This is a genomic window from Pedobacter polysacchareus (genome assembly GCF_019802255.1).
Lineage (GTDB): Bacteria > Bacteroidota > Bacteroidia > Sphingobacteriales > Sphingobacteriaceae > Pedobacter > Pedobacter polysacchareus.
In genome coordinates this window covers 32,452-57,298 of the sequence record NZ_JAHYSS010000007.1, presented here as the reverse complement: position 1 = coordinate 57,298, position 24,847 = coordinate 32,452, and the positions used below count along the sequence as shown (strand labels likewise).

The 24,847-nt window shown below is 41.0% G+C and carries 20 protein-coding genes and 1 other RNA gene; 11 read left to right on the top strand and 10 right to left on the bottom strand.

Going from position 1 to position 24,847, the window contains the following annotated elements:
• Positions 1-20 precede the first annotated feature (20 nt).
• The 8 genes from K7X70_RS20600 (at position 21) to K7X70_RS20565 (ending at position 12,460) form a co-directional block, all read left to right on the top strand.
• Positions 21-1,148, top strand: a complete 1,128-nt coding sequence (locus tag K7X70_RS20600) for a FecR family protein (RefSeq protein WP_222538821.1) — start codon at positions 21-23, stop codon at positions 1,146-1,148.
• A gap of 341 nt (positions 1,149-1,489) precedes the next feature.
• On the top strand, positions 1,490-4,849 hold the full coding sequence (locus K7X70_RS20595; protein WP_222538820.1) for a SusC/RagA family TonB-linked outer membrane protein: 3,360 nt from the start codon (positions 1,490-1,492) through the stop codon (positions 4,847-4,849).
• A 17-nt stretch (positions 4,850-4,866) separates the two neighbouring features.
• A complete protein-coding gene (locus K7X70_RS20590) occupies positions 4,867-6,429 on the top strand; it encodes a SusD/RagB family nutrient-binding outer membrane lipoprotein (protein ID WP_222538819.1) in 1,563 nt (520 codons plus the stop codon).
• A gap of 61 nt (positions 6,430-6,490) precedes the next feature.
• On the top strand, positions 6,491-7,807 hold the full coding sequence (eat, locus tag K7X70_RS20585; protein ID WP_222538818.1) for an ethanolamine permease: 1,317 nt from the start codon (positions 6,491-6,493) through the stop codon (positions 7,805-7,807).
• The gene (locus K7X70_RS20580) at positions 7,804-9,162 is read left to right on the top strand and encodes a glutamine synthetase family protein (protein WP_222538817.1); all 1,359 of its coding nucleotides are present in this window, start codon (positions 7,804-7,806) and stop codon (positions 9,160-9,162) included. Before eat ends, K7X70_RS20580 begins: the two co-directional genes overlap by 4 nt.
• A 12-nt stretch (positions 9,163-9,174) precedes the next feature.
• Complete coding sequence (locus K7X70_RS20575; protein ID WP_222538816.1) at positions 9,175-10,323, top strand: iron-containing alcohol dehydrogenase; 1,149 nt, start codon at positions 9,175-9,177, stop codon at positions 10,321-10,323.
• A gap of 33 nt (positions 10,324-10,356) precedes the next feature.
• Complete coding sequence (locus tag K7X70_RS20570; RefSeq protein WP_222538815.1) at positions 10,357-11,073, top strand: gamma-glutamyl-gamma-aminobutyrate hydrolase family protein; 717 nt, start codon at positions 10,357-10,359, stop codon at positions 11,071-11,073.
• Positions 11,074-11,092: 19 nt separating this feature from the next.
• Positions 11,093-12,460: an aldehyde dehydrogenase family protein gene (locus K7X70_RS20565; protein ID WP_222538814.1), complete on the top strand. Its 1,368-nt coding sequence runs from the start codon at positions 11,093-11,095 to the stop codon at positions 12,458-12,460.
• A gap of 100 nt (positions 12,461-12,560) precedes the next feature.
• Here K7X70_RS20565 and K7X70_RS20560 read toward each other — a convergent pair whose 3' ends face one another.
• Together K7X70_RS20560 and K7X70_RS20555 are read right to left on the bottom strand one after the other, a co-directional pair.
• The gene (locus K7X70_RS20560) at positions 12,561-13,592 is read right to left on the bottom strand and encodes an Atu2307/SP_0267 family LLM class monooxygenase (protein WP_222538813.1); all 1,032 of its coding nucleotides are present in this window, start codon (positions 13,590-13,592) and stop codon (positions 12,561-12,563) included.
• A gap of 137 nt (positions 13,593-13,729) precedes the next feature.
• Positions 13,730-14,695 carry a polysaccharide deacetylase family protein gene (locus K7X70_RS20555; protein WP_222538812.1) on the bottom strand — a complete coding sequence of 322 codons (966 nt, stop codon included), beginning with the start codon at positions 14,693-14,695 and terminating at the stop codon, positions 13,730-13,732.
• 184 nt (positions 14,696-14,879) lie between these two features.
• Between K7X70_RS20555 and K7X70_RS20550 the strand changes: the two genes are divergently transcribed.
• Positions 14,880-15,053 (top strand): hypothetical protein, encoded by a 174-nt coding sequence (locus tag K7X70_RS20550; RefSeq protein WP_222538811.1) that lies wholly within the window; start codon positions 14,880-14,882, stop codon positions 15,051-15,053.
• A 244-nt stretch (positions 15,054-15,297) separates the two neighbouring features.
• Here K7X70_RS20550 and K7X70_RS20545 read toward each other — a convergent pair whose 3' ends face one another.
• Positions 15,298-15,717: a hypothetical protein gene (locus K7X70_RS20545; protein ID WP_222538810.1), complete on the bottom strand. Its 420-nt coding sequence runs from the start codon at positions 15,715-15,717 to the stop codon at positions 15,298-15,300.
• A 234-nt stretch (positions 15,718-15,951) separates the two neighbouring features.
• Here K7X70_RS20545 and K7X70_RS20540 point away from each other — a divergent pair, with 234 nt between their 5' ends.
• Positions 15,952-16,080, top strand: coding sequence for a heavy metal-binding domain-containing protein (locus K7X70_RS20540; RefSeq protein WP_222538809.1), 129 nt, complete (start codon positions 15,952-15,954; stop codon positions 16,078-16,080).
• A 43-nt stretch (positions 16,081-16,123) separates the two neighbouring features.
• On the opposite strand, the gene K7X70_RS20535 is transcribed toward K7X70_RS20540, so the two are convergent.
• The 6 genes from K7X70_RS20535 to K7X70_RS20510 all read right to left on the bottom strand — a co-directional run bounded on the left by K7X70_RS20535 (position 16,124) and on the right by K7X70_RS20510 (position 21,096).
• Positions 16,124-16,312: a hypothetical protein gene (locus K7X70_RS20535; RefSeq protein WP_222538808.1), complete on the bottom strand. Its 189-nt coding sequence runs from the start codon at positions 16,310-16,312 to the stop codon at positions 16,124-16,126.
• Between the two features lie 203 nt (positions 16,313-16,515).
• Positions 16,516-17,916, bottom strand: a complete 1,401-nt coding sequence (locus K7X70_RS20530) for an RtcB family protein (protein WP_222538807.1) — start codon at positions 17,914-17,916, stop codon at positions 16,516-16,518.
• A 5-nt stretch (positions 17,917-17,921) separates the two neighbouring features.
• The gene (locus tag K7X70_RS20525) at positions 17,922-18,653 is read right to left on the bottom strand and encodes a hypothetical protein (protein ID WP_222538806.1); all 732 of its coding nucleotides are present in this window, start codon (positions 18,651-18,653) and stop codon (positions 17,922-17,924) included.
• 392 nt (positions 18,654-19,045) lie between these two features.
• Positions 19,046-19,412, bottom strand: a transfer-messenger RNA (tmRNA) gene (gene ssrA, locus K7X70_RS20520).
• A gap of 28 nt (positions 19,413-19,440) precedes the next feature.
• Entirely contained in the window at positions 19,441-20,643 is a 1,203-nt protein-coding gene (locus K7X70_RS20515; RefSeq protein WP_222538805.1) for a pyridoxal phosphate-dependent aminotransferase, read from the bottom strand.
• A gap of 60 nt (positions 20,644-20,703) precedes the next feature.
• Positions 20,704-21,096: a DUF1573 domain-containing protein gene (locus K7X70_RS20510; protein WP_222538804.1), complete on the bottom strand. Its 393-nt coding sequence runs from the start codon at positions 21,094-21,096 to the stop codon at positions 20,704-20,706.
• Between the two features lie 132 nt (positions 21,097-21,228).
• Here K7X70_RS20510 and K7X70_RS20505 point away from each other — a divergent pair, with 132 nt between their 5' ends.
• Positions 21,229-23,652, top strand: a complete 2,424-nt coding sequence (locus K7X70_RS20505; RefSeq protein ID WP_222538803.1) for an alpha-ketoacid dehydrogenase subunit alpha/beta — start codon at positions 21,229-21,231, stop codon at positions 23,650-23,652.
• Between the two features lie 89 nt (positions 23,653-23,741).
• Here the strand turns inward: K7X70_RS20505 and aroC are convergent, their stop codons facing one another.
• Entirely contained in the window at positions 23,742-24,836 is a 1,095-nt protein-coding gene (gene aroC / locus K7X70_RS20500) for a chorismate synthase (RefSeq protein ID WP_222538802.1), read from the bottom strand.
• Positions 24,837-24,847: the final 11 nt, after the last annotated feature.

Below are 24,847 nucleotides of genomic sequence, written 5' to 3'. Positions count from 1 at the left end.
AATATTTGAACGGACATCCTATGGAAGAGAATAGATTTTATGAACTACTTGTTGAACGTTATCTGAAGAAACAGTTGACGGATCAGGAGCTGGAGCTTTTTGCCGGATTGCTGAGTACAGGTAAACTGGACAATCAATTGCTTAGGGCATGGAATGCGGATGCAGAGATCACTGAAGCAGATGAATTGGATTTTAACCGTAGTCAGCAGCGTAGGTTCCTATGGCCAAAAGCTATTGCTGCCGCGGCTGCCGTTGTTTTAATGGTGCTGTCTGTTGGCGGATACTTTTATTTTCAAAACAAGTCTGTAGAAACTGAAAATCGGCTGGCAGTAAACACTCATGATGTAGATCCTGGTGGAAACAAGGCGACTTTAACACTCGCCGATGGCTCAACAATTTCGTTAACCGATGCCAATAACGGAGAGCTCGCCAAGCAAAGTGGTGTAAAGATTTCGAAAAGTAAAAATGGAGAACTGGTGTATTCAGTGATCGCATCTGATGCCAGTTCATTGGCTTTTAATACCATCAGTACCCCCAAAGGCGGCATCTATCAGGTCAATCTTCCGGATGGCACAAAAGTATGGCTCAATGCCGCATCCTCAATAAAATTCCCTACCACATTTGCGCAGCTGAGCCAGCGGAAAGTTGAACTCGAAGGAGAAGCCTATTTTGAAGTAGCAAAAAATAAGAAAGTTCCTTTTGTAGTCTCTACAGGTGGTCAGCAGGTACAGGTATTAGGTACCCATTTTAACATCAGTTCTTATAGTGATGAGGGAGAATTGAAAACTACGCTTCTTGAAGGAAGTGTGAAGGTGATGGCCGCAAATACCATTGTGCTTAAACCGGGGCAGCAGTCCAATCTGAAAAGAAATGGATCAGGAGATCTAAAAGTCAGTACGGCAAATATAGCACAGGTCATGGCTTGGAAAAATGGGTTCTTCCATTTTGAAAAAGAGAACCTTCATGAGGTCATGAGACAGCTTTCACGCTGGTACGATATAGAAGTTATATATGAAGTAGACCGTCATGATGACGAATTTATGGGAGATATTCCCAGAGGAATTAAGCTCAGCGAAGCACTCAAAATATTGTCTTTTGAAGGAACTCAATTTAGGATTGAAGGACGTAAGCTGATCGTTAAAAAGTAAAATCTACTTAAACCTTAACCAAACTTAAACCTTAACCAAATAATTAACCTATAAAAACGCAATTAACCTATAAACAAGCTCATAAATCCCTAACCAAAGGAACAAATTCTAACGAACTAAAACCACCACAAACGCTTATGGAAAGATAATGCCTGCAAAACAACGCTGTTAGGAAGGAAAAAACAGGACCCTGCTCGCAACAAGGCCCTGTCTGCCCAATCCGATCTTATCAGAATGGAACAATGTTCCGGTTGACCTCAAAAAAAACTTATTGGATAATTAATGAATAAACCAAAACATTCAAAAATATGAAATTAAACTCATGTAGTAAAACCCCTTTTATGAGGTGGTTATGCTCAACCCAGACCATATTGGCCATGAAACTCACCGTAATTTTAATTTTCTTTGGCTGCCTCCAGGTGTCCGCAGATGGGTTCTCCCAGAAAATTACACTTTCAGAAAAAAACACCACTTTCAACGCGCTTTTTGAAAACATTAAAAAGCAAAGTGGTTATACTTTTTTCTACAATAATAAATTGATCAAGCAGGAAGGCCGGATCAGTATTGAAATGGAAGAAGTTAGCCTGGAAGATGCCTTAAATCAGATTTTTAAAAACCGACCTTATTCTTATATGATCCTCAATAAAACAGTGGTGATTAAAAAGAAAATAATTGAAAAAGAGGCAATTCCAAAGGGGGAAGTTGTTGTGCTTTTGCCGATTAAAGGAAAAGTGGTAGATACAGAAGGAAATCCCCTGCCTGGTGCTTCAATTATTGTAAAAGGCACAAAAGAAGGTGCTTCAAGCAGTACCTCCGGTGATTTTGTGATCAATGCAAAAGCGGGAGATGTACTGGTAGTCAGGTACCTCGGCTATGCCACTAGAGAAATTACAGTGGCATCAAGCACTGGTGTGCTAAACATCATACTGGAGGCGCAAAAACAAGACTTATCCGAAGTAGTCGTTACCGCTTTAGGAGTGAAGCGCTCGGAAAAATCTCTGGGATATGCCGTCCAAAAGATTGGAGGTGATAAAGTGCAGACCGTAAAAGGTGTGGATCTAGGAACTTCCTTAACAGGACAGGTCGCAGGATTGGTGGTTAAGAATTCTACGGAATTTAATGAAAAGCCAAAACTGGAACTTCGTGGAGAAGGCGTGTTATTGGTCATCGATGGAGTACCCTATGGGAATATGACGCTTCGCGATGTTCCTGCTGATGATATTGAGAGCATGGACCTGTTAAAAGGATCTACCGCTTCTGCTTTATACGGTTCACGTGCAGATGGCGGGGTATTGTTGATTACGACTAAAAAAGGGGCTGCCGGTAAAGGTTTTGCCGTTGATATCAATAGCAATACCATGTTTCAACTGGGCTATCTGGCCGTTCCTGAAGTGCAGAGTTCTTATGGCCGTGGGCAAAATGGGGTGATCGACAATGATTACGTTTGGGGCCCTAAACTGGACGCAGGAAATACTGCCAGGGATTGGAATCCGGTTACGAAACAGTTCGAAGAGAATCGCCCGCTGGTATCTGTCGGCAAAGACAACCTGAAGAACTTTATGAATACCGGTATCGTAACCAATAATAACATTTCCATTGCCCAGACCGGGGAAAATGGCAGCTTTAGAATTGGCTTAAACCACGTTTATAATAAAGGACAGTTTCCTAATCAGAAGCTGAGCATGATGAACTTAACCTCAGGTGGAGAGATTAGAATCAATGATAAATTTAAAATAGAAAGTCATTTTGGTCTGAGCAGACGTGCTGCACCTCAAATTTGGGGCGGCGGTTATGACAACCAGGGCTACCTGTATCAATTGGTCATGTGGACTGGTACCGAGTACGACATTCGTGATTATAAAGATTATTGGATAGTGCCAAATAAAACGCAGAATTGGATGTATACCAACTGGTATGACAATCCTTATCTGATTGCACATGAGAAGTTAAATGGAAAAACGGAAAATACCGTCAACGCAAACGTAACCGCAAATTATAAGTTTAATGAGGAGTTTAACCTGATGCTGCGTTTGGGTTACGACAATTACAACAACTCAGAAACGAAGCGGAATCCGACAGCAAATATCTTCTCGACCAGAGGAGGCTGGAATGCAAGAGGGATGTATAGTATCAACAATACCACAGGATATAGCACCAATGATGACTTGATTTTAACCTATAAAAAGAAACTCAACAAATGGTCATTTGATGGTCTGGTAGGGGGAACGATTTACTACTTCGCGGATCAAGGGTTGAAATCGACGACTAGAAATGGGCTGATTTCTCCAACCTTCTTCTCCTTGGCAGGTTCTATTGAGGCGCCAACTGTGGAGCCTTTTCATAACTCCCGACAAATCAATAGTTTGTATGGCAGAGCCTCTATTGGCTGGAGTGATGCGGTTTTCTTGGATGTAACCGGTAGAAATGACTGGAATTCGGCACAGCCGAAATCGTCAAGAGACTATTTTTATCCTTCTATAGGTTCCAGTGTGGTGATCTCTGAACTGCTGAAATTCCCGGAAGTAGTGGATCTGTTTAAGCTGCGCGGGTCATTGACGATCTTTAAAAAAGCCTTCGATCCTTACGCTATTAATAGTGTGTATACAACTAATACTGCGGCTTGGAATACACTAAATTCCGCTAGCTATCCTAGTTATTTATTGGGTGAAGAGCTGTTGCCAAGTTCACAGCGTACCTGGGAAATCGGTGCAGTAGGTTACCTCTTTAAAAAACGCCTGCATTTCGATGTGGCTTATTTTAATAAATACTACTATAACAGACAAACGGACTTAAAAGGACAAGGAAATACTGCTTATTTACCTAATTCAAGCGGTTTTAGCATGGCAATCGTCAATACTAAGGAAACTTATGAACGCCGTGGTATTGAGATTACTGTAGATGGTTCGGTGATCAAAGGAAGAGATTTCGAATGGTATGCCACCATGAACTGGGCGCAACAGCACCGTTATTATGTAGATATCGATCCTTTATATTCTCCGGATGATTTATGGACTAAAAAAGGAGAGAGACTGGATACTTATAAAGCCAGTTATTGGTTGAGAGATCCGCAAGGCAATATCATTTTCAATAATGGTTCCCCAGTGGAAAGTGATTACAACAAAAAATATGGTTATGGAGAGCCTGATTTCAGTTTCGGCTTTATCAATAGTTTCAGGTATAAAAACTGGAACCTGAATGTAAATATTGATGGCCGTATTGGTGGCCTGATGTACAATTATATGTACGATAAGATGTGGGATACGGGTACAAATCCTGATTCTGATAATCAATATCGCTATGATCAGGTAGTTAATGGCAAGAATAATTTTGTAGGTAAAGGGGTTAAAGTGATCTCCGGAAATGTCACTTATGATAAGTATGGCCAGATTACAAGCGATACCCGTCAATATGCACCCAATGATGTAGAAGTAGGTTATCAGGATTATGCGCAGAACTTTAGAGGTGGTGATATGGGAATTCAAAATGAGTCATTTGTGAAACTTCGCGAGTTGTCGCTAGGCTATAGTTTCAACCAGAAATTCCTTAGCAAACTAGGGGTAAAAAGAGCTTCCTTCTCGGTTACAGGACAGAACTTATGGATGTGGACTAACTTTAAATATTCCGATCCGGATGTGGATACCGAGAACCTGAATTCACCATCGCAGCGTATGCTGGGTTTCAATTTTAAAATAGGCTTCTAATCATTAAATAAATTCTTATGAAAACTAACGTTTTAAAATATATATCAATTTTTCCGGTATTATTGCTTTTGAGCGCTGGATGCCAGAAGTTTGAAGATATCAATTCGAACCCGGATAAAACTACAGAGGTCAGCTCTTCTATCCTGGCTACAGGAATGATTCTAAACATCACCAGATCTGAAATCGCTAATACCAAGGGTTTCATACAGCCCTTTTTATTAGCTAAATATATCACCTGGGGAGAAGGTCAGGAAAACTTGCAATACAATAAGCTGGGGAGAGCAGATTTTACTCGCCTCACGGTGCTGCGTAACATTCCGCCGATGGAAAAATATGCAACAAATGAAGGACTGAGGAAATCTTATCAGGCATTAGGGCATTTTATTCGTGCCTGGCAGTTTTTTAATGCCAGTATGCAGGTGGGAGATGTGCCTTATACGGATGCGATTAAAGGAGAAAGTGAAAAGGTGCTGCAGCCAAAATATGATACTCAAAAAACAGTATTTATAGGGATCTTAAATGAGCTGGATCAGGCCAATCAATTATTTTCCGAAGGAACTAATTTTGAGGGCGATCCGATTTATGGCGGCAACAAAGACAACTGGAGAAGGCTGACGAATAGCTTCGAACTTCATGTCTTGATGAATTTGTATAAAAAAACGGGTGATGCAGACTTAAAAGTAATTGATCGCTTTAAAGATATTGTTGCCAATCGTCCACTAATGCGGGATTATAAGGACAATTTTGCTTTGGCTTATAACAATGTTGCCGGACAAAACTATCCTTGGTCGGATGTGCCGGCAGGTTCAGGAAATTCATTTGTAAAATCAAATTATACGATGCTTTCCAATACGTTGTTAGCACCTATGAAGGCCCTGAAGGATCAGCGTTTATTCTATTATGCGAAGCCATCACCCATCAAAATTACCGCCGGACTATTGGCCTCAGATTACAATGCTTACCCTGGTGTAGAACCTTCTGATGCTTTTTCTAGTCTGCAAACCCGAAGGGTAGGAAAGGATTATGCAGATTTGAATAACCGTTATGTACAATTGGTGAATGCAGAAGCAGTGAGCTTATTCAGTTTTTGGGACCAGCAATTTATCCTGGCGGAAGCTAGTTTAAGAGGATGGATCAGTACTGCTACCGCACAATCTTATTACGCTTCTGGAATCAGCAGCTCGATGACTTTTGTAGCCGCCAGTACGCCGGATATGGCCGATTATAACCACAATATGAAAATGGATGCGGCCTATATTTCAGCCTTTCCAAATACTGCAGGTGTAGCACTATCAGGAACTAATGCACAGCAGCTGGAACAAATTATCACCCAAAAATACCTGGCCAATTTCTTACATGGAGGCAAGTATAGCGCCTGGATGGAGAACCGAAGAACTGGCTATCCGGTCTTTACTTTAAACAGTGGTACCAACTTAAATACACCTACTACTAATTTCCCATTGCGCTGGCTTTATCCTGCCAATGAACTCGATTATAATGCAGCCAATGTTTCGGCAGCCATCCAGAGTCAATACGGTGGTAGTGATGATGTTAATCAGACGATGTGGATCTTAAAGTAAGATTTTATGTTATATTTATAATACGGTAAATTCTATGTAAATACCTAAACCAGAACGGCCAATGACACAAAGCAAGGGTTTAAAAAAAACACTGACTCCTTTTATGTTATGGGGACTTGGCGTTGGATATGTCATCTCAGGAATGTATTTCGGCTGGAATCTCGGCCTTGAAAAAGGAGGGACAGGAGGGATGGCCATCGCCACACTCGCCATCATGCTGATGTACGTTACTTTTACATTTAGTTATGCAGAATTAGCTTGCGCAATTCCCAAAGCAGGAGGCGTATTCGATTATGCAAAAAGAGCAATGGGGGAAAATATCGGCTTTATAGCCGGTATTGCCCAAATTGTTGAATTTATACTGGCACCGCCCGCAATCGCTTTTGCGATCGGTGCCTATTTTAATGCTTTCTATCCCCAGGTACCTATTCTCACTAGTGCCATTTCCATCTATTTTATCTTTACTGCACTGAACGTGTATGGCGTAAAAGCAGCGGCTTCATTCGAGGTAATCATCACGGTTTTTGCCGTTGGCGAATTGCTGCTGTTTTCTGGAATTGCCATGCCGAAGTTTGAAATGCAAAACCTCACACACAATGCCCTGCCTAATGGTTGGAGCGGGGTATTTGCTGCCCTTCCTTTTGCCATCTGGTTCTTTCTTGGGATTGAAGGAATTGCGAATGTGGCTGAAGAAACAAAGAATCCACAAAGGGACATCAGCAGAGGATTTGGCTGGGCGATTTTTACACTGGCCATTTTGTGTGTCCTGGTTTTTGTGACGGCAACAGGGATTGCTGGTTGGGAAGCCATCGTTTATAAAAACGGACTGAGCGGTGAAACTTCCGACTCGCCCCTTCCACTGGCCTTGGCGAAAATCACCGGAAATAACCATTTGATGTACCATTTATTGATTACAGTTGGTTTGTTTGGACTGATTGCCTCTTTTCATGGACTGATTCTGGCCGCAGGACGCTCCACTTATGAGATGGGACGTGTGCAGCATATTCCTTCATTTTTAGGAAAAATCTCCCCGCGATTTCATACACCAGCAAATGCGCTGATCGGGAATATGCTGATCGGTATTCTAGCGCTGCTTTCGGGAAAAACTTCGGAAATTATTATCGTTTCCGTCTTTGGAGCACTCACACTTTATATCATTTCGATGATCTCCATCATGATTTTAAGGAATAGAGAACCGGATTTGCCACGTCCATTCCGACTGCGTTTCTATCCTTTATTCCCCATCATTGCATTAATCATCGCCAGTATATCCATCATCGCGATGTTTATTTTTAATCCTAAACTTGGACTGATCTACTTCTCCATTTTAGCGGTTACCTTTTTATTATACCGGACTTTTAAATCTGCAGATCAATGACAACAGAAGAAATTTTAGCTTATGTAAAACAACATCCCTCAGGTAAAGTAAAAGTGGCTGTTGCGGATATTGATGGAGTGCTGAGGGGTAAATATATTGCAACAGAGAAATTTTTCTCTATTCTGGAAGGGAGGTTAGGCTTTTGTGACGTCACCTTTGGCTGGGATATGGGTGATGTAGCCTACGATAATGTTCGTTTTACAGGCTGGCATACCGGTTATCCTGATGCTCAGGTGAAATTAGACCTGCAGACCTTCCGTAAGATTCCCTGGGAAAATGACCTTCCTTTTTTTCTTGGTGATTTTGTGGATGAGCAAGGTGAAGCCTTGTATGCTTGTCCGCGGCAATTGCTCCTTAAAATACGCGCGGAGGCAGAATCCCTAGGTTTTACGCCTTATTTTTCCCAGGAATTTGAGTGGTTTAATTTCGCTGAAACGCCAGAATCCGCCCATCAGAAAAATTTTCAGCAGCTCCAGCCTTTAACACCCGGGATGTTCGGCTATTCGATCCTGCGAGGCAGTTTGAAAAATAGTTATATGTCCGACCTGTTTGAGCTCCTCTGCAAATTCGGAATTCCTATTGAAGGATTGCATACGGAAACAGGGCCTGGCGTATATGAAGCCGCTATTAAGTACGCGGGGGTGCTGGAGTCCGCAGATCAGGCGATTTTATTTAAAACAGCAGTAAAAGAGATTGCCTATCAGCATGGTATTATGGCCACTTTTATGGCTAAAATCAATGAAAATCTTCCTGGCTGCAGTGGCCATGTGCACCAAAGCTTATGGGATCTGGATAGTAAACAAAACCTGTTTTATGAGGAGAAGGATCCTTCAAAAATGTCAGCGCTGATGAAGTCTTATATTGCCGGACAGCTCCATTGTTTACCCTATATTTTACCCATGATTGCACCGACGATCAATAGTTATAAAAGATTGGTGGAGGGTGCCTGGGCACCTACTACTTTAACCTGGGGAATCGACAATAGGACGGTGGCTTTACGCGCATTGCCTGGTCATTCTAAAACCACAAGGTTGGAAACCAGGGTGGTGGGCTCAGATACGAACCCATACCTGGCTTTGTCGGCCTGCCTGGCTGCCGGACTGTATGGGATTAAAAATAACCTGGTATTGGATATAGCGGCAACCGCTGGAAACGGCTATCTGGATGTTTCCAATGGCATCCTTCCAGGGAGCTTGCAGGAGGCTACCAGAAAAATGAAAGCATCGCCTTTGGCTGCCACTTTATTCGGTGCCGATTTTGTAGAACATTTTACGCTGACCAGGGAATGGGAATGCAAGCAGTATGCTAAAGCTGTGACCGACTGGGAGATGAAAAGATATTTTGAAATTATTTAAATTCGCTGAACCATGATATTTGATAAAATACATCAATTTAATTTTCCGACTACGATTCGTTTTGGTGCAGGTGTCATCAAAGAATTATCGGCCTATTTAAAAGCCAATGGCTTGAGCCGTCCTTTGCTGGTCACAGATCCTACAGTGGCTACGCTGCCCTTCTTTAGCGGTATTGTGGCTGATCTGAAAGCACAGGGTTTTTCGGTTGTGGTTTTTAGTGACATTCATAAAAATCCGGTGAAAAGTGATGTGTATAAAGGAACGGAAGTATGGGATGAAGAGGGTAGGGATGTGGTGATCGGAATTGGTGGTGGGGCTGCCTTAGATGTAGCTAGAGCTATAGTTTTAAGGGTGAACCACCGGGAAGATCTGTTCAAATATGATGATTTGATCGGTGGAGATGTGTATGTGACCAATGAAGTGCCGTATTTTATTACGGTTCCTACTACTTCTGGTACAGGAAGTGAAGTGGGCAGAAGTGCAATCATTTCTGATGATGAAACGCATCAAAAGAAAATCTTGTTTTCTCCCAAACTGATGGCTAAAATCGTGTTTGCAGATCCGCTTTTGACGATGGACTTGCCGCCGCACATTACAGCTGCCACCGGAATGGATGCCTTAACCCATAATATGGAAGCTTTTTTAGCTAAGAATTACCATCCGATGTGTGATGGAATTGCCTTAGAAGGGATTCATTTGATTAAAGGTGCCCTGGAAACGGCTACTCACCGGCCAGATGTAGAAAGCCGCAGTAAGATGTTGATGGCTTCTATGATGGGGGCAATTGCTTTTCAGAAAGGTTTAGGAGTGGTTCATTCTCTGGCACATCCACTTTCTTCCTTATTGGACACGCATCATGGCCTGGCCAATGCGGTGAATATCCCTTATGGCATGGCTTTTAATATTGCGGGTTTTGAGGATAAATTCAAGCGCATCGCGAAGGTACTGGAGCTGAAAGAAGAAAACGGTGCTGCGGTAGTAAATTACCTTTTTGAGCTCAATTCTAGTTTGGGGATTCCACATCATTTGAGCGATATTGGCGTTGGGATGGAACACATAGAAACCTTGGCGGATCTCGCTTTTGCAGATTTTGCACATCCGAATAATCCTAAGCCTGTGAGCAGGGAAGATTTTAAAGTTTTGTATTTAGAAGCGCTTTAGAAAATATTTGATCATTGTTAATGTATTTAATCCATGCGGAAAAAGATAGGAATTAGCTTCACAGAAGCAGGATTTCAAAATTATTGGAATTGGTTTACCGCTGCAGAACTGGCAGAAGACCTGGAATTGCTGGAACTCTCTTTTGAAAAGGGGAATACGAAAGATATTGAGCGATGCGATGGTTTTGTGCTGACGGGAGGGATTGATGTGACGCCTTCAATTTCTGGTGGAGCGGAAGATTATCCTCATCGCCCTGCGGTATTCTCGCCGGAAAGAGATGAATTTGAAAGACAGATTTATGAATTTGCGAAAACAAAGCGATTGCCGATACTCGGGGTTTGCAGAGGAATGCAATACATCAATATTTTGGAGGGAGGAGCGGTATTTGACGATATCGGGCCGTCAGAAAATGAGCTTCATAAAAAAGGAGAACTGGATAAAGTGCATGAAATAAAAGTGGTCACAGGTTCTTTGCTGGAGTCGGTTATAGGGCAAGATCAGGGTTTTGTGAACAGTGCACACCACCAGGCAGTGAATCCGGATCGGCTGGGGCAGAATTTAATGATCAATGCGTATGCGGTTTCAGGAAATGGAATAGTGGAAGGTTTGGAGTATAAGGATAAAACGAACAGCGGTTTTATGATCGCTGTGCAATGGCATCCAGAAAGGATGAAGGAGAAAGGAAGTGATCCTTTCTCTCAAAAGATCAAAGAACAATTTATTGAAGAAGTAAGAAATCATTTTATTTAGGATTTAGAAATCATCAGAAATGAATATCATCAATCCCGCTACAGAAGAAATTATAAAGACGGTTCAGGAAGACAGTGCTGCTGCCTTACATGAAAAATATACGGTATTGCGTCAGGCTCAGAAAGCCTGGGGCTTGAAAAGCTTGTCGGAAAGGTTAGCAGTGATACAGCGATTTAATCATTTACTGGCTGAGGAAACCGAAGATTTGGCTGCAGTTTTAACAGCTGAGGTTGGTAAGCCTTTGGCGCAAGCCCGCAATGAAATTAATGGGGCCAGAGCAAGGATACTTTGGATGCTGGACAATGCGGCGCGTTATTTATCTGAGGAATTGGTCACCGATACGGAGGCCATGCAGGAAAAGATTTCTTATGAACCCCTGGGTGTAATTTGCAATATTTCGGCCTGGAATTACCCTTATCTGGTGGGAGTAAATGTATTTGTGCCGGCACTAATTGCAGGAAATGCGGTGATGTATAAGCCTTCTGAATATGCTACTTTGACAGGTTTTAAAATTGCGCAATTATGGAAAAAAGCTGGATTGCCTTCCGGTGTTTTTGAAGTCGCTATTGGTGCTAAAGAAACAGGAGAAGCTTTGCTGGAACTGGATTTTGACGGTTACTTTTTTACCGGTTCTTACCGTACCGGAAAACATATTTATGAAAAGGTGGCGCATAAAATGGTGCCTTGTCAGCTGGAATTAGGAGGAAAAGATCCGCTTTATGTTGCAGATGATGTAATAGATGTGGCTGCGGTGGCTGCAGGAACTGCCGATGGTGCTTTTTATAATAACGGACAAAGCTGCTGCGCAGTAGAGCGGATTTATGTGCATGAGCATGTTTATGAGGCATATGAAGCCGCATTTTTGAAAGAAGTACAATCCTGGAAAACAGGTTTGCCTACAGAAGAAGGCGTTTATATAGGGGCCTTAACCAGAAAAGAACAATTGAATGTATTGGAAGATCAGGTGCAGGATGCCTTGTCAAAAGGTGCAACATTGCTGTATGGAGGAAAAAGAAGCGCGGGTAAAGGTTATTATTTTGAGCCCACAGTATTGATCAATGTAACCAATGATATGAAGGTGATGCGCGAGGAAAGTTTTGGTCCTATTATCGGTATTATGAAAGTTAAAGATGATGAGGAAGCTTTAATCTTTATGAAAGATACGTCTTATGGCTTAACAGCTGCGGTATATTCTCAGGATATGGATCGGGCACAGCGGATTCTTTCTGATATAAATGTTGGTTCTGGATACTGGAATTGCTGCGACCGGGTAAGCGCAGGTTTACCTTGGAGCGGTAGGAAGCATTCCGGCTTTGGCGCTACGCTTTCCCACCAGGGATTTAGGGCTTTTGTGAAACCAAAAGCCTGGCACCTGAGGAAGGCCTAAAGTTGATTGCGATTTGATCAGCAAGATTTCAATAACAGCAATTATGGTTTACTTTGTTGGGAAGACCATAATTGCTGTTGGTTTTTTAAAGATCTAATATTTATTTTTTAGTTTCTTTTCTAATGACTGGTGCAATCTCTGTACCTAGTAATTCTATGGTTTTCAAGACCTGTTTATGCGAAATAGATCCGGTCACCAGTTGTGCAAGGAACCTGGTATTCTGGAAAAGTTCATACTGATGCATGATTTTATCAATCGCTTGCTGCGGACTTCCGACCACTAATGGTCCATCATGGCGTAAATAATCAAATTGTTGTCTGCTCATCGGCGACCAGCCTCTGTCTTTTCCTACCCGGTTCATCAGTTGCTCATAAGAAGGGTAGAATTCGTCGGCTGCCTGCTGCGCATTTTCTGCGACATAAAACTGTGAACTGATGGCCAGCTGAAGTTTAGCGGGATCATGACCGGCTTCTGCAGCAGATTTACGATAGAGATTGATAAAGGGTACGAATTGTTCTGGTGGACTGCCTAAGATTGCTACTGCCATGGGAAGGTTCATTCTTCCTGCGCGCTGTGCAGAGGCAGGAGTACCGCCTACGCCAATCCATATTGGGATGGAAGGTTGTATCGGACGTGGATATACTCCTCTTTTCACTATTGATTTCCTATGTTTTCCTTGCCAGGTGATGATTTCTTCTTCATTGAGCTGCAGCAATAAACCTAGTTTTTCTGTGAAAAGATCATCATAGTCGTTCAGATTGTACCCAAATAAAGGAAAGGATTCAGTAAATGAGCCTCTTCCTGCAATGATTTCTGCTCTTCCGTTAGAGATGAGGTCTACGGTAGCGAAGTTTTGGAAAGTCCGTACCGGATCTGCTGAGCTCAATACGGTCACAGAACTGGAGAGTTTAATGTTTTTAGTAATGGCCGCTGCAGCTGCCATCATAATTTCAGGGGAGGAGATGACGAAATCGGAGCGGTGGTGCTCTCCGAATGCGTAAACATCAAGACCTACTTCATCCGCAAGTTTTACTTCTTCTAATAATTCCTGAACCCTTTTATGCGCGTTAACAGCTTTTCCTGCTACACCGTCTGGTTGTAGTTCTCCAAATGTACTGATCCCAATTTCCATTATATAAATTTTATATGCTTTGCTTTTATGATTTTTATACTTTCTGTTGTGGTATGATTAAGGCCTACTCCTTTGTGATTTATATTAGGAGAATAGCCTTAAGCAATTATTTGTTTTTAATTTAAACTTGGATTTTCTCAGTTGAACTCATTTTCAACGCTAGATCTCAAGTCGTAAAGCAACCATTGCTGCTGATTGATGGTTGATTTCTCGGTAGCCAATAACTTAATGAAATCTTTAACTCCAATAGGCTCATTACCGTTTCCATGAATCAGCACGAGGCTTCCGGCATGACTCGGTTGTCCCTTTGCCAGCCAGGCATCACTTCCAATGGGGATAAGGCCATAACTTGTCACCTGATCCACTAACTTTTGATCAGATACCAATCCTGGAAATCTGAAAAAAACCGAAGGTAGTAATCCCCGTTCAATCATGGCTTGTTCCAAACCTAATATTTCAAAATTAAGGTCTGTTCCTGGTTCCATCAGGAAGTTGATATTTAAAGGGGCTTTAGGATTGTAATGATGGTTGTAGGTATGATTGGTCCAGGTAATGTCCAGGTCTCCGGATTTTTGCAGTTCCTGTAACCAGCGGATATCATCGGCATGGCTGAGCATAAATTTTCCCGTAATTGATAAAGCTACAGGAACTGGCCGCTCTTCTTTTTGAAAGGCCGCAATCAATGCGGTAAATATGTTTTTGTCTAATGGTTTATGAGAAGGACATAGGTCTATGGTTAGTGTAATCCCTTTTTCTCTGGGAAAGCCATGGGTGATTCCTGCATCCTGAAGATTCAGTGATTGCTGCTGCGCAGTTTGCAATGCTTTGTAATAAGGGGTATTTTTTAGGGATGTTCCAAATTTCTGAAAGGTAATCGGTTTGACTGAAACTTGCTTGCTGTTGATGATCTGTGTTTCCAGTGTCTGTGGGTTTAGGATCAGATACGACTGCTGTTCGGCTTGTTTAAATTGCCGTAAAACCAATATGTTTTTTCCTTGGTAACTGCCAGTTGCAAAATAAGCTTTGTACTGCTGTACTTTTTTTTGAGCCTGTGAAAAAAGGCTGCAAAAAAGAAGCAGGAGTATGGCGTGTAATTTTATCATCTGTAAATGGTACTGAATACTGAAATTAATATTAATATAGCTTTTTCTGTTCAGAATGTGATCCTGGGTTTTACTTATCCTGATATATATTCCGATCTTTGGAAAATCAATGGCTCATAAACTACGTTTTGCTGCTGTTTAATTGATTTATTACGAAGAAACTACTGTTAAAAAGCAACATCAGATGACGGAAAAAGAATACTTAGATTATTGCAGCGCTCAAGTAACTGGAGCATTAAAAGAAGAAGATTTGATCTTAATGCTGACTGCCTGGGGACATATTAAGTTTTCTATAGGATATAATCAGGCATTAAAGGACAATGATATTGAGTTGAAGGTGGATAGGGAGAACCCTTAATCTTAATCCCATGCTTGCCGTAGACCTGTTGGGCATTTGATAAAATGATGCTCATATTAGCGATTTGAACGGGGTTAAAATGGAAGAAATCGAACATTTTATGCTGGAGGAGAAACCTAAGGAACGGCCAGTCTGATGATAGAATTTCTAAAATAGCTATGATAGATAATCCCTTATTTTTAGTGGGGATTATCTACTGTCAACAGATTAAACTATTGGAATGCTGGAAAAGAACATTTGCTGACTAATTATTATTGATTAATTCCTCATCGAATAATTCAAAAAATAGATTCTGTAATTTATGGACATGCTGCAGTGTTTTAAAATCCCCGGTATCGTCATTTGCCGGAACCTGCTTATAGCAATCATAATATTCATCTTCTTCTACATGAAATAGGAAGAAGTTGAAATCTTCATGCTGATAATATCCGCCACCATTATCTTTAAATCCTAACCGGTTTACTAGCCAATCCGCATTGATAAGAATAGGATTTACTTGATCATGGCTGCATTCCATCAATTGGACTGGATCTTTGCTGTTTCCCTGGTAAGCTATCTTTTGATGAGGCAGGATGCCAAGTACTTCGCAAGGATTAGCAAGCCCATTTAGGATTTCATCATTTGGGAATACATAATTACCAATTCTTAGTTCGTTTACATTCATATCTATTTGTAATTATTGAAATTCCGCTAATTTACTTTAAAACCAGAGCAGGTGGACAATTTATATCACTTCATATTTTTTAAAAAAAACTAATTGCTAACTCAGGTGGTTATTCTATTATGCAGCGTATATGCATCAGCATTTTGAGTTGGAAAATGGAAAAGACTGGATGAAATTTCAGGAGATATTACGGTGAAGCAATTAAATAATTATGAATTCTTAAATATAAATATCATGTCAAAAGAACCAATTTATACCTGTCCAATGCACCCGGAAATCCAGAGTGATCTACCAGGTTCCTGTCCGAAATGTAAAATGAAACTGGTAGAGATAGATGTGGACTCTGATGAGGTGATTGTTTAATGGTTTTTTCTGTTTTTTTTGTTTCATAGTCACAGTCTAATTACTATTTCATGTTCGCTTTAAAAGCATGAAAATCACGGTGAAGCTTTAATAACTCTGCTTTTAGCGCCTCTACTTGCTGGCTGAGTATTTGTTGATTGGTTTCCAGTGTTTTGATGTCTTTGATCAGACTGGCTTTCTCTGGGGTATGTTTTCTATTTCCTTTCCCAGTGTAAAACCTTTTGGGGTCCATTGAACGGGTTCTTTTACATCAAAGGCAACTACACCCATTCCAATCCTTTACAAACGATTCCACATCATAACCTGTAGCCCATCATAGCAGATAACAATGTTCCATTTAATGTTTCATCATCAGGCTCTGTACACAAGCAACAACCCGGCAGCATTCTGCCGGGCCTTTGCCTGAGGAGATTTGTATCATCATCTTTTTCATCGCTACTCCTTATTCATTCTAACAATACGCGGAAAAAACTTGCCTTGGATATCAACTAACTCCTTTTGAGCAGCAATTACGCTTTCGATATCTTTATAAGCTAAAGGGTTTTCTTCAACTGTTCCACCAATTAAAGTAACACCTGCATTAGTCAGCATTTTCTTCATCGATGAAACAGTCATATTATCCTTAGCCTTTTGTCTGCTCATTGCGCGACCGGCACCGTGCGATGCGGAGTATAAAGCATTACTTACACCTTTGCCTGATACAAGATAAGCTGGAGTGGTCATACTGCCCGGAATGATACCCAACTCGCCTTCATGCGCTGGTGTTGCACCTTTACGATGGATGATTACTTTTTTACCGTCAGCCAGCTGCTCTTCCCATGCAAAGTTGTGATGGTTTTCTACTACAAGTAAAGCCTTTAATCCCAGTGCATTTAACAGGTTGGCGTGAATACGTTCATGACAAGCCTGGGCATAGTCGCCTGCTAAATTCATGGTTAGCCAGTATTCCTGACCGGTTTCACTGTTCATATCTAACCAAGCCAGTTGTTGAGCCTGCCTTGGCAGCTTGCAAGTATTCATCGCGATCTGCGTATAGTGCCTTGCTATGGCCGAACCTAGCCCGCGGCTGCCGGAGTGGGTTAATAATGCGGTATATTTCTTAGCTGGTAATCCTAAGGTGTTATTTTCGGAAAGCGCTATCTCACCAAATTCCACAAAGTGATTGCCACTTCCTGAGGTGCCTAATTGCTTTACTGCTTTACTGCGCAGGGGTTTCAAAAATGAAATCTCATTAAACAAGTGGCTATTTAATACCTCATGTTCCTGCCTGATATCTAAACCACCTTCCATGCCAAAATGCGTATGGTTTTTTAAGGCTTGCTTGATCTGATATTCAAACCGTTTCAGGAAAGTTTCGCTCTCATCAATAATTGATATTGCCATCCGGCAGCCGATATCCATGCCTACCGCATAAGGAATTATTGCATTATCTGTAGCCAACACGCCACCAATAGGCAAGCCAAAGCCCATATGCGCATCTGGCATTAGTGCAGCTTGCACACTTATAGGCAACAGGCTAGCCAGCTCCATTTGTTTTTTTGCTGATGACTCAATACCCTTGCCGCCATAAGTTTTGCAATACACAGGCTCGGACTGTAATTCAAATGCTTTAAACGTTTGTCCTTCTACTTTACCGATGACCTTCTCGGCTATTTTCCTTGTCAGTTCATTATCCAAAAATGCTTCTGGATCATTCTTAATATTTACCAGCAAATCAAGTAATTGTTGTTTGCTGTGGTGTTTGAAATTTTTGGAGGCTATAGTAATGACCAGGCTTCGCAGCTGATCATTATGATAACCTATTTTACTTAAATCTTTTGTTCTTAAATTGCCCATGTGGGTTATATTTCTAATTCCAGGTAAGCCTCTATTGGGCTATACCTGGGGATATTTTTAATTTTGTTAATGTATTTGGGGCGCTCATTAAACAAGTCAGTCCAACCGTAACTTTTGCCTCTGGTGAGCAAGTTGATACGTGGCCAGAGGTAGTGATTATTTATATGATCTTCTATATATGATAGCTCCCTTTCAATATCCGCATCCATCAATCTGGTGTGTGTAATTATGTGGGGAGTAACTTTTAATACATATCGCCAGGACTCAATAAATACATATTTTACATTTACTTGCCTGCTTCTAATATCAATAGTCTCAACACAGGAGAAACAAGCCTTTTCTTCGTCGGTTAAATCTACTTTGTTGGCGTACCAGCTATAAGTGGAAAACTCACGCAGCAATTGCTGATTCAGTTGATACTTATATCGTTCTTTACGTCGTTTTTTCCGTTTGAAAGATTCATCTTGATGGTATTCAATTGTATTTATCTTCTTCAACAATGCTTCATGGAACGCAGCTTTTGGTCCATGTTTTAAATCATCTCGAAGAACAAAAAACCTTTTCCAGCCACGTTGATAAGGATGTTCCAGCAGCACTAACGGTAAAAGCTTTTTTTGTTCCAAAAGCTTTGAATGCCGTTTGTCAAGTTGTATCAGTTGTTTATCACGATCAGTTTTTAGAAGACGCCTTTTTCGTCGTGCCGATTTAATATGGCACAACCATTCATGTGAATTCATCACAATCATTTAGTTTTTTTTGAACTTGATTTTTGATCTCAATTCTTCCTTAGTAAGGATATACCCTTTTTTAGAATGCTCAGAAAAATCCAATGAAATTTGGGACAGGCAAAATAATACCCAGGCTGCCAAAAACAACCGTTTAATTAGGAATGAAACAGAGGGTTTGCCTGCCTAATTAGGCAATGAGCGAAAGGGGCGATATGTAGGTGTATTCTGTCATGATTCCTAGAGATTTAAAATGGTACAAATCAGGAATTGAAACAAAGGTATTAAAATATATTTAATACAAAAGAAAAGTTTAATCATTTGCAGCCCCTTGAGAAAAACGCTTGTTTGATGAAGAAGAAAGTAAAGCAATAAAAAAGGCCTCTGAAAGATCTCAGAGGCCTTTGTGGAGCCGAAGGGGTTCGAACCCTTGTCCAGTTGTGTGATAAGTTATGCCTTCTACATGCTTGTTTTCCAATTTATTGTCGGGAGCAGACGGGCCGGAAACCTACCTTGTCTTTTTCCTTAGGTACTTTATCTCGCCGCTAATCCGTACCTATTAGCAGCCAGCATTGTTATTTCGATGCCCCATATTCTAACCTAACAATGCAGCAGTCAGAGGGACAAAAGCTAGCGTAATTCTAAATTAGGCAGCTAAGGCGTAGTTATTTTCGCCAATTATAGTGTGAACGTTCTCTTTTAAGTGCTCGCCGTACAACGCACTGCATGCTAACATACGTAGCGCCACCCTGTCAAATCCAAAACGGCCCCATGTGTTAGAAACACAAATCTACGAAATTTATGCCATAGTTCTACCAGGATATTGTTTTAATGCAATTTCCAGACAATCCATAGCTTGGTTAATATCATCAGTATTTAAGACATAAGCCATTCTTACTTCGTTTTTTCCAGAACCAGGAGTAGAGTAGAAACCAGTAGCAGGAGCCATCATAACTGTTTGATTGTTATGTTCAAAGCTTTCTAACATCCACTGACAAAATGCATCAGCATCATCAATTGGAAACTTAGCTACCACGTAAAATGCACCACCTGGATTCGGACAAAAAACACCTTCAATTGCGTTCAATCTTTTTACAATTGTATCTCGGCGAAGTGTATATTCTTTGTTGACAGCTTCAAAATAACTATCTGGAGTGTCTACTGCGGCGGTGCCGGCAATCTGTTCTACCATCCCCGGACTTAATCTTGCCTGAGCAAATTTTAACCCAGATTGGATCACTGCCTTGTTTTTAGTAATCAAACAGCCTAACCTTGCGCCACAAGCACTGTATCTTTTAGATACGGTATCCATGATCACCACATTCTCCTCTAATCCATCTAAATGCATTGGAGAAATAAACTCTTTTCCATCATAGCAGAATTCGCGGTAAGCCTCATCAGAGAACAAGAATAAGTCATATTTCAAGCAAAGCTCTTTTAGCGCTTCTAATTCTTCTCTAGAATATAAATAACCAGTAGGATTATTCGGGTTACAGATGATGATCGCTTTGGTGCGTGGCGTGATTAATTTCTCAAACTCAGCGATAGGAGGAAGGGCGAAGCCATTCTCAATATGAGATAAGATCGGTTTTACCACTACATTGCTCATACAGGCAAATCCATTATAATTCGCGTAGAAAGGCTCAGGAATAATGATTTCATCACCCTCATTTACGCAGGTTTGCATAGCAATAGTGATGGCTTCAGATCCACCTACAGTCACTAAAATATCTGCTGGAGTAATGTTATAACCTAATTTATTATAGTATTCCGCTAATTTGGTCCTGTAAGATAGCGTGCCTTCTGATGGGGTATAAGCCCATACATCAAAATCTATATTTTTGATGGCATTTAACATGCCTTCTGGTGTAGCTATATCTGGCTGGCCAATGTTCAAATGAAATACTTTCTTGCCATCTTTTTTTGCTTGATCAGCAAATGGAGTTAGCTTTCTGATTGGTGATGCGGGCATTTGGAACCCTTTTTCTGAAATGTTAGGCATATCGCAAAAATAAAAGACCTCGTTGTATAACGAGGTCTTAATAAAATATCGTTTATAAATTTACTTAGTAGGAGCCGCTACAGTTTCACCTTTAATGTATAAAACTTTGGTAGTGGTTTTAGCATTTGAAGTGATTGTAATCGCTTTGCTAAATGGCATTGCAGCACCGGTTGGGTTATAAGTAACTTTGATAATACCAGCTTCTCCTTTTTTCACAGGAACTTGAGTGTATTCAGGAACAGTACAACCACAAGTCGTTTCAACTTTTGAAATGATCAATGGTTGATCGCCAACGTTTACAAACTTAAATTCAACAGTTGCAGCTTTGTTTACAGGGATTTTACCAAAATCGTTCAGCTCCTTATCAAATTTGAACTCAGCCGGTTTAGTTTGAGCATTAGTAGCAATACTTACTCCTAAAATTAATGTAAATAATAGTAATAACTTTTTCATGATTATGGTGATTTAAAGCAAATTTAAACTTTTGATTCATAAAACAAAAAGTATTCCAATATATAAATTACAGAACAGCCATAAGTCATACTTTAGATTTTATGTATCTTTGTGCCCTAACTAATATTGCTTATGATGCCGGATATTACACCTACTACCAATCCTATTGATGCTTCAGAGTTAAGTTTTGAGGACTTTAAGACTATTGTGGTAAACGATTATAAAATAGCTTTCGAAAGTAGACAAGCCAGTTTATTAGGTCGTAAGGAGGTATTAACGGGCAAGGCTAAGTTTGGTATTTTTGGTGATGGAAAGGAAATTCCTCAGATTGCCATGGCCAAGGCCTTTAAGAATGGAGATTGGCGCTCTGGATATTACAGAGATCAGACTTTTGCATTTGCAACAGGCATCTGCACCATCAAAGAATTTTTTGCCCAATTATATGCCAACCCTAGTGTTGATGCTGAACCTGCATCCGCAGGCAGACAAATGAACTGTCACTTTGCAAGCCGCTCTATCGATGAAGACGGTAACTGGAAAGACCAGACAGCCATGAAAAACTCTTCTTCTGACATCGCCCCTACAGGTGCACAAATGGCGAGATTAGTAGGACTGGCTTATGCGTCAAAGTTGTTCAGACAGAATCCAGAATTGGAATACCTGAAAAACTTTTCTGTGCAAGGTAATGAGGTGGCTTTCGGGACGATTGGCAATGCCTCAACTTCTGAAGGTATCTTTTTCGAAGCTGTTAACGCAGCCGGAGTATTACAGATTCCTATGGCCATCTCTATTTGGGATGATGGATATGGGATCTCTGTTCCTGCAAAGTATCAAACGACTAAAGAAGATATTTCTGAGATTCTCAAAGGTTTTCAAAGAGATGAAAATGCCGATGGATATGAGATCTTTAAGGTAAGAGGTTGGGATTACCCGGCTTTATGTGAAACCTATCAGAAAGCAATCGATGTATGCCGTACAGAACATGTTCCGGTAATGATCCATGTAACTGAGGTGACACAGCCACAAGGACATTCTACTTCTGGTTCTCATGAACGCTATAAAGATACAGCGCGTCTAGATTGGGAAAAAGAACATGATTGTATCGTTCAGATGCGTAAATGGATGATTGAATCAGCTATTATCTCTGACGAGGAATTGGTGGAACTGGAAAATACGGCCAAGAAAATGGTTCGTGATACCCAAAAAGAAGCCTGGAACGAATTCCTTGCCTCTATTAAATCTGAAAAAGATCAGGTGATTGAGCTGATCAATAACGTAGCAAATGGGAATCCTGCAATTACAAGAATTACTGCTCAATTGGCCAGCACACCTGATGCCATGCGTAAAGAAGTTATTTCTTCTGCCAGAAAAGCCCTGCGCTTAACAGTTCAGCATCTTTCTAGCGAGAGAACAGCACTGCTGCAATGGTATAATGAGCAAATTCAACTGAACACCGAAAGATACAATTCGAAACTATTTACCGATGGAAAGGAAAGCCCATTCTTAGTAGAAGAACTTCCTGCGGCATACAATGATTCCAGCAAAATGGTGGATGGACGCGAATTGCTAAATGCTTGTTTCGATGCAAACTTTGGGCGTGACCCAAGATTAGTTGCTTTTGGAGAAGATTTAGGTGCAATTGGTGATGTAAACCAGGGGTTTGCCGGGTTACAAGCTAAATATGGAGACCTTAGAATTACCGATACAGGAATCAGAGAAATGACAATCGTTGGTCAGGGAATAGGATTGGCATTGAGGGGTTTAAAGCCAATCGCTGAAATTCAATACCTGGATTACCTGTTGTTCGCACTGAATGTATTGAGTGATGATTTGGCCAGTTTATCTTACCGTACTAAAGCCGGACAAAAAGCACCAGTTATCATCAGAACCCGCGGACACAGATTAGAAGGTGTTTGGCATTCCGGATCTCCTATGGGAATGATCCTTGGTTCATTGCGCGGATTACACATCTGTGTACCTCGTAATATGACTCAAGCTGCCGGTATGTACAATACTTTGTTCAGATCTGACGAACCTGCTTTAGTCATTGAATGTCTGAACGGATATAGATTAAAAGAAAAGCTTCCTGAAAATGTAGGTGAGTATACCGTTCCATTAGGTAAAGCCGAAGTGGTAAAAGAAGGAACAGATTTAACGCTCGTTTCTTACGGATCAACACTTAGAGTGGCAGAAGAAGCCGCAGAAGAACTGGCTCAGTTTGGTATTTCTGTCGAGATCATTGATCCTCAGACTTTACTTCCTTTTGATATAGACAAACTTTGCGCCCAGTCTTTAACGAAAACCAATAAATTATTGGTGGTAGATGAAGATGTGCCAGGTGGTGGCTCTGCTTTTATCTTACAGCAGATTTTGGAGGAGCAAAAAGGTTATTATAGCCTGGATGCACAGCCAAAAACGATCAGTGCAAAAGCACATCGTCCTCCTTATGGTTCTGATGGTGATTATTTCACTAAACCATCTGTAGATGATATCGTAGAAACTGTTTATCAAATGATGCATGAACACAATGCGGTTAAATTTCCCGCTATATTCTAATAAATTCTGACTTATAAAAAAAAGGTGTTTCTCAATGAGGAACACCTTTTTTTATGAGCCAGATTTCTGACCATTATGCTGCGATTGGATTAATCCAATTTGCTGCTCTTGTTTCTAAGTAACTGATCTGCTAATACCAAGGCTGCCATTGCTTCTACAATCACGACCGCACGAGGTACCACACATGGATCATGACGACCTTTTCCTTTAATTTCTGCGGCTTCACCCGCTGCATTAATGGTTTGTTGGTTGTGCATAATTGTTGCTACAGGCTTAAAGGCAACTGTAAAGTCGATTTCCATGCCGTTAGCAATGCCGCCCTGAATTCCTCCAGAGAAGTTGGTTAGTGTTTTAGGCTGATCTTTTCCAACAAGGAAGATATCATTGTGTTCTGATCCTCTCATTTCGCTTCCGCTGAATCCTGAACCATATTCAAAGCCATGTACCGCATTGATGCTCAACATTGCTTTTCCAAGCTCTGCATGTAATTTATCAAAAACAGGCTCGCCTAAGCCAACCGGACAGTTTCTGATGATACAGCTTACTTTTCCACCAATGGTATCGCCATCTTTTCTAATGCCATCAATACATTCGATCATTTCCTTTGCCGTAGCTGGATCAGCACAACGGACAATGTTTTCTTCTCTGATCTCCAATAGCTGATCTACAGTTAAAGAAGCTTCCAGATTTGGAGCATTAATTTTGCCAACTGCAGAAACGTGAGCAAAGATTTCAATGCCATAGTGCTTTAATAGCAACTTGGCAATCGCACCAGCAGCAACGCGTGCAGCAGTTTCTCTTGCAGAGGAACGGCCACCACCACGGTGATCGCGGATACCATATTTTGCATCATAAGTGTAATCCGCATGAGAAGGTCGGTAAACGTCGGTATTGTGACTGTAGTCTTTACTGCGCTGATCTTCATTCGGAATCAGCATCGCAATAGGAGTACCAGTACTCTTACCTTCAAATACGCCAGAAAGAATCTGAACAGTATCGCTTTCTTTCCTTTGTGTGGTAATTTTCGATTGTCCGGGTCTGCGTTTATCCAGTTCCGACTGAATAAAATCCAGATCTATGGGCAATTGTGCCGGACAGCCATCTAAAATAACACCAATAGCTGCACCATGTGATTCGCCAAAAGTGCTGATGCGAAATAATTGTCCGAATGTATTACCTGCCATTTTTCGTTAGT

Bases quoted from the DNA above. Each gene is read 5' to 3' on its own strand.
- K7X70_RS20575 (WP_222538816.1), top strand. From the start codon at position 9,175: ATGATATTTGATAAAATACATCAATTTAATTTTCCGACTACGATTCGT.
- aroC (WP_222538802.1), bottom strand. From the start codon at position 24,836: ATGGCAGGTAATACATTCGGACAATTATTTCGCATCAGCACTTTTGGC.
- K7X70_RS20540 (WP_222538809.1), top strand. From the start codon at position 15,952: ATGTCAAAAGAACCAATTTATACCTGTCCAATGCACCCGGAAATCCAG.
- eat (WP_222538818.1), top strand. From the start codon at position 6,491: ATGACACAAAGCAAGGGTTTAAAAAAAACACTGACTCCTTTTATGTTA.
- K7X70_RS20565 (WP_222538814.1), top strand. From the start codon at position 11,093: ATGAATATCATCAATCCCGCTACAGAAGAAATTATAAAGACGGTTCAG.
- K7X70_RS20535 (WP_222538808.1), bottom strand. From the start codon at position 16,312: ATGGACCCCAAAAGGTTTTACACTGGGAAAGGAAATAGAAAACATACC.
- K7X70_RS20560 (WP_222538813.1), bottom strand. From the start codon at position 13,592: ATGGAAATTGGGATCAGTACATTTGGAGAACTACAACCAGACGGTGTA.
- K7X70_RS20510 (WP_222538804.1), bottom strand. From the start codon at position 21,096: ATGAAAAAGTTATTACTATTATTTACATTAATTTTAGGAGTAAGTATT.
- K7X70_RS20590 (WP_222538819.1), top strand. From the start codon at position 4,867: ATGAAAACTAACGTTTTAAAATATATATCAATTTTTCCGGTATTATTG.
- K7X70_RS20600 (WP_222538821.1), top strand. From the start codon at position 21: ATGGAAGAGAATAGATTTTATGAACTACTTGTTGAACGTTATCTGAAG.
- K7X70_RS20505 (WP_222538803.1), top strand. From the start codon at position 21,229: ATGATGCCGGATATTACACCTACTACCAATCCTATTGATGCTTCAGAG.
- K7X70_RS20515 (WP_222538805.1), bottom strand. From the start codon at position 20,643: ATGCCTAACATTTCAGAAAAAGGGTTCCAAATGCCCGCATCACCAATC.
- K7X70_RS20550 (WP_222538811.1), top strand. From the start codon at position 14,880: ATGACGGAAAAAGAATACTTAGATTATTGCAGCGCTCAAGTAACTGGA.
- K7X70_RS20525 (WP_222538806.1), bottom strand. From the start codon at position 18,653: ATGAATTCACATGAATGGTTGTGCCATATTAAATCGGCACGACGAAAA.
- K7X70_RS20555 (WP_222538812.1), bottom strand. From the start codon at position 14,695: ATGATAAAATTACACGCCATACTCCTGCTTCTTTTTTGCAGCCTTTTT.
- K7X70_RS20530 (WP_222538807.1), bottom strand. From the start codon at position 17,916: ATGGGCAATTTAAGAACAAAAGATTTAAGTAAAATAGGTTATCATAAT.
- K7X70_RS20545 (WP_222538810.1), bottom strand. From the start codon at position 15,717: ATGAATGTAAACGAACTAAGAATTGGTAATTATGTATTCCCAAATGAT.
- K7X70_RS20595 (WP_222538820.1), top strand. From the start codon at position 1,490: ATGAGGTGGTTATGCTCAACCCAGACCATATTGGCCATGAAACTCACC.
- K7X70_RS20570 (WP_222538815.1), top strand. From the start codon at position 10,357: ATGCGGAAAAAGATAGGAATTAGCTTCACAGAAGCAGGATTTCAAAAT.
- K7X70_RS20580 (WP_222538817.1), top strand. From the start codon at position 7,804: ATGACAACAGAAGAAATTTTAGCTTATGTAAAACAACATCCCTCAGGT.